Origin of the sequence: Nostoc sp. CHAB 5715 (assembly GCF_020829685.1) — a bacterium.
Classification (GTDB): domain Bacteria; phylum Cyanobacteriota; class Cyanobacteriia; order Cyanobacteriales; family Nostocaceae; genus Nostoc.
In genome coordinates this window covers 1-4533 of record NZ_JAIVFR010000631.1, presented here as the reverse complement: position 1 = coordinate 4533, position 4533 = coordinate 1, and the positions used below count along the sequence as shown (strand labels likewise).

Here is a 4533-nt window from a genome sequence, read left to right as displayed (position 1 = left end):
GACCTAATCAATTCTGGGCGAGTTCCGGTGGTGCGGTTGACCCAGGTATTTCGCCAAGCTCAAACAAGTGCAATTATCACTGCTGCTCATCAGATTAACTGAGGGCAGTATCCCACGATTGAACCGAATTCGTCGCAACTTTCAGTTTCTGCATACGCTCCGGTCGCATATTTGCCCTTGCAACTATCGCCTCATGCGACCATTTTTCAGTTTGTGGCACGGGCGGCGCGGAACTTTCGCTTTCTTTATCCGCTTTCACTTCAACACCAGAGACTTGATTTTCTCCCGATAAGGAAGCAGAATAAACCTGTTCTACTTGCGCCTGAGCTTGATTAGCGATCGCCGAACTTGAAGAAAATTCATTTTGAGCAATGGGCGCGGCGGAAGAATCGCCTTCATGATAGTCTTTCGGCTCAACACCACAATTCTGGTTTTTAGCCAACAACGTTCGCGCAGCGTCTCGTAGAGAAGCGGATTGACTCTGTGCAGCATCCACAAGCGCTAGCGATGTACAGTCATTCGCCGTAGGCGAGTCTTCCTCCTTCTCTGACACGCCTTGAACATACAGAGGCGACGCGCCCCCCAAGGGCGCGTGAGCCGTCTCCTCTACTTGCGAATTTCGTGTAAGCGTGTCAGAGATACAGCTAACGAACTCTTTTGAAGAGTTCGTTAGCTGTTTTTGAGCAGTTCGTGAGGTTTCCTGTAGCCCTTGTTCTGACTGGTTTTTACCTAAAATAGATGCTTTATACGAAGCACGCATTTCTTCAGGGGCAGCATCTATCTCTGAATTTTCAGCATTTGGTTCTCGTTTTTTAGCATCTGGTTGCTGATTTTCAGAATTGGCTTTCTCCCAAAATTCCTTCATCCGGCTACCATGCAAATTCTTCACCATCCAGCTAGCCGTTTCTCGGCCGTCTTGAATCGACTTGTCGGGCTTGAAAATAAACAACCCGCTTTCGGAAAGAATTTTCTTTGCACAGATAAAAGTACTGTAACCCAAAGCAGAAGTCAGGGGCATCCACCGAGAACCGTAGGGGTCAGCCGTCCAGCACTCCTGCCACAATTGCGTAACAGAGGGTCTTTGCTGCGATGCCCACAACATATCTTCAATCGGGATAATCACATGAAGCCTTTTATATGGTGACTGTGGTTTAGCGGCAGCAGCCTTTTTGGGCTTGGGTCTGGTAATAGTTGCAGTCATCTTTCAATCTCAATTTTATGTTGACGCACGGAAATTTCCCCCACTGTGATTGCGGGGCTTGGTACTTGTATTTGCTTGTCTAAAGAATTACTGGTATGGGCAACAGATCAGTTAGCCTTGCCAGAATCGCAATTCATCTCGGAAATACCTATCAGTTTTTTTGGACTCGTTTCGCCAATGATCCCAAGCCACCACTACTTCCTCGCCCAAATCTTGCACCACCTCACCCCTCTCGACATACAAAGTCCGGTATGGATCAGCATGAGAAACGATAGAACCAACGCCAATGGTGTCTGGTTTGGTAGATGCCGTTTGAAGTGCGGTAATTAATTCTGTTTCCTGGGTGGTCAATTCCGCCCAGTAGTCTGATTTAATCACCTCATACTCTTGCGCCACCGCCCAATAGTCCTGCCACGTACACCCAGGTTTAACTAGCACCCGCCGAATATCACTAACCGCTTGGGGCAACATTGACAATTGCTCGGCTCGGTAAGCGATCGCAGATGGTGTCGGTTCACTTCCCAAAATTATCGCCGCAGCTTCCAAGGCTTGGGTGTTGTTCATCGCACTGGCTAAGTTTTTCAAAGCCATGCCCATCAGCCGCAGACATTCTTGGGCATTTTCCTTGGGAGGTTCAACAGCTAGCGATCGCAAATCAATTGTCTTTTCTAACGCCTGCTTTACCTGCTTGTTCAACGCTTTAGTCGCTTGCTGGGTCATGGTATTCCCCCACTGTTGAGAAGGACGTTCCTCTACGGCGCGTTCCAAATCCTGAATACGCTGCTGGAGTCGTTGATTCTCAATCTCCAATTTCCTTAACCCCTCCATTTCAGAGAGGCGTTGCTGTAACTGGATATTTTCTTCTTTCTGTTGTTTGAAAAGTTGTTGCAATGATGAAATTTGTTCTTGTACCTGGGCTTCGGCTCTGGCACCTGCTTCTGCTTGTAAACCAATCCTCAGTTCTTGCTCCAGTCGCTCTAACTCCTGTTTATGACGTTCTTCAATAGCAGCGATCGCTTCCGTATATTCTGCGGGGTAAGTGCGTTCTCTGGGGAATGGAACGCTTGGGGCATCCAAATCGGTGTTGTTGACCAACATCCTTTCGCCATCTACAAAGGTGACAATTTGCTGCCAGTGATTTGGTGCGTCTGCCTCAATCACTCCCGATTCGCCATAACGGGGGTGCAATTGTGAGGAAACAGTGACAGAATTACACAATTGCGTTTTAGGGTTTTCGCTTTTTGTGGAGCGTTTAATTGTTGGTGCGACTTGCTGCACTGCTTTGGCGAAATCGGCGGCAGTGGGGAAGGGTTTTTCTTTGGCTGCGATCGCAACAGCTTGCTCTAACTTGTCAGGAGTTTTGACCAACCGGAGTAAGGAGCGTGTCTGGGATGGTTTAGTAATCTTTTCCCTGAGTTCTTCTGGCAGAGTATCAACTACTTTCTTCGCAGACAGCAAATCTCTGACCCGGCGATATCCCCCGTGTTTGGTCAACTCGCTTTCGCAATAAGCTTCAAAGCTAAGGTGTCCACCATCTTGGTAATAGCCTTTATCTCGCATCAGTCGGAGTTCATCGGATGCTTGCCACTCAAAACGGTCGATGGCGGTGAAGGTTTCCTGGATACTGGTGTTGACAACACTATAATTTAAAAGCGATGTTGTTCCGGGATTGTAGTCAATAACGGTATTATCCTCTGTGCATGGTGCAAGAAGATTTGATATTGTTTGATTAACCATAAACCTGAGCGTTTGTGGAACTACCCTCAGCGCCTGCCTCGAAAACAATTGCTGGGGGTTTGAATTTGTCAGCATAATTGCTTTGAGTCTAGCATTAGGCTAGCCATTAAAGCAACTGGGCTAGACAGATATCATCACCCTTTAAAAGCTTCGCCCCCTATGGTTCTATAGGGGGCGAGTTTGTTGCTAGATTTATGAGATTTTTGGCGCTGGCTAGCATGTGTTCTAGCTGACTCTTGAGTTGTTGATTTTCTGCGGCTAGCCCGCCCTTAATTTTCCCAGTTCTGCTTTGATCTCCGCTATTTCTTGTTGTTGTCTTTCTATAACTTGCCTGATATCAACAACATTAGTTTCACTTTCTTCCCTACCGAGTCTACCTCTAATGTAGCTTTCTATGTCTTCAGTCATGCTTGTTCCTTCTTTTTCGAGCAACTCTTTATACTCGACGTACAAACTTTCATCAAGCCTTACATTCATCTGAGCGCCACGCTTCCTAGTAGAAAGCTTTCTTTCGTCTGCCATCTTTGCTTCTTTGAATTTAAACAACTATTTACACTATAAAGCACGGTCTAGCCAGTGGCTATAACTTATACTAATGTCTAAAGCCTATGTAGATCAGTTACTTGGCTAGATTATGTCTTGACATTGGCTAGCAGATAATAATAAATTAGGTTCCTAAGATACAAACAAAAGACGATCACCCTGTCTGGAAAACTAGCGATCGCCCTTTGTGAAAAACCTAACCCCATGTAGAGGCAGGAGATCCTCATTATGATGCATTCAACCTATATACAGCAAGCACCCTCAAGCTTCAAGCTAAATCAAACACTAGTTGCCAATGCTCCTTCTAAAGACGAGCAAGCACTAGCCCAAGCAGAACTATATAGCCACCTGGAAACCCAAGCCGAAGCTGTAGCCACAACCCAAGACCCCCTGACCGCTCGTGACCGCCGCATCATTGGCGAGATTATTCAGGTGAAACCCGAATCAGTTCGCACCATCTGGATCGAAGGCGGGATTACCGTATGGGTGCAGTTAGTCGGTGGCGGACGGCTACCCTTTGACCGCGATTGGTTCGCTACAAGAGTCGCGCAGGTAAAAGCAACTTTGCCAGAGACACCACGAGAACGGAACCAGCGATTGGAAACTGAACTGAAAGATGCTTGCACTGTTTTCGGTTTGTACCACGGCGAGATTGATTATCTAGTATTCGGCACGAAAGTCTACCGAAATAGGCATTTTGTAGGCAACGTTTGGTGTAACGGACAAGAGTGGTATTCCAACCCCAGGAAGTATGGTTTGGATGGGGTTGCTCAGACGGCAGTTGGAGCGATAGCACTTTTGGGAGTTCGACCAGCAGTTGCTTAGTTGTTGCAAGTGAGAAAGGGCGGTTGCAGTCCAAGACAAATGCAATCGCCGCTCAAACGAAATTTAGACAATCCAAATCATCATGTCACAGAATATGATTACCACGTTTTCTCTTCAACAGACTCAGTTGGAAGAGTCTCTTGACAAGATACTCCTACCTCCAACCGATCCCAACGCAGAGGTCATGGAAATCCTTGGATACAATCTGGTTTACGTTGGCGGAGCTT

General features: G+C 46.8%; 4 protein-coding genes. 1 reads left to right on the top strand and 3 read right to left on the bottom strand.

What is annotated here, in order from left to right:
* Positions 1–94: 94 nt before the first annotated feature.
* The 3 genes from LC574_RS27765 to LC574_RS27755 all read right to left on the bottom strand — a co-directional run bounded on the left by LC574_RS27765 (position 95) and on the right by LC574_RS27755 (position 3460).
* The gene (locus tag LC574_RS27765; protein WP_229456895.1) at positions 95–1201 is read right to left on the bottom strand and encodes a hypothetical protein; all 1107 of its coding nucleotides are present in this window, start codon (positions 1199–1201) and stop codon (positions 95–97) included.
* A 111-nt stretch (positions 1202–1312) separates the two neighbouring features.
* Positions 1313–2938 (bottom strand): hypothetical protein, encoded by a 1626-nt coding sequence (locus LC574_RS27760; protein WP_229456894.1) that lies wholly within the window; start codon positions 2936–2938, stop codon positions 1313–1315.
* Between the two features lie 258 nt (positions 2939–3196).
* Positions 3197–3460, bottom strand: a complete 264-nt coding sequence (locus LC574_RS27755; protein ID WP_094345164.1) for a hypothetical protein — start codon at positions 3458–3460, stop codon at positions 3197–3199.
* Positions 3461–3709: 249 nt separating this feature from the next.
* On the opposite strand from LC574_RS27755, the gene LC574_RS27750 reads away from it, so the two are divergent.
* Positions 3710–4306 carry a hypothetical protein gene (locus LC574_RS27750; protein ID WP_229456893.1) on the top strand — a complete coding sequence of 199 codons (597 nt, stop codon included), beginning with the start codon at positions 3710–3712 and terminating at the stop codon, positions 4304–4306.
* Positions 4307–4533 lie beyond the last annotated feature (227 nt).

Excerpts from the sequence above, each read along its gene's own strand:
- LC574_RS27765 (WP_229456895.1), bottom strand. The coding sequence starts at position 1,201 with ATGACTGCAACTATTACCAGACCCAAGCCCAAAAAGGCTGCTGCCGCT.
- LC574_RS27760 (WP_229456894.1), bottom strand. The coding sequence starts at position 2,938 with ATGGTTAATCAAACAATATCAAATCTTCTTGCACCATGCACAGAGGAT.
- LC574_RS27755 (WP_094345164.1), bottom strand. The coding sequence starts at position 3,460 with ATGGCAGACGAAAGAAAGCTTTCTACTAGGAAGCGTGGCGCTCAGATG.
- LC574_RS27750 (WP_229456893.1), top strand. The coding sequence starts at position 3,710 with ATGATGCATTCAACCTATATACAGCAAGCACCCTCAAGCTTCAAGCTA.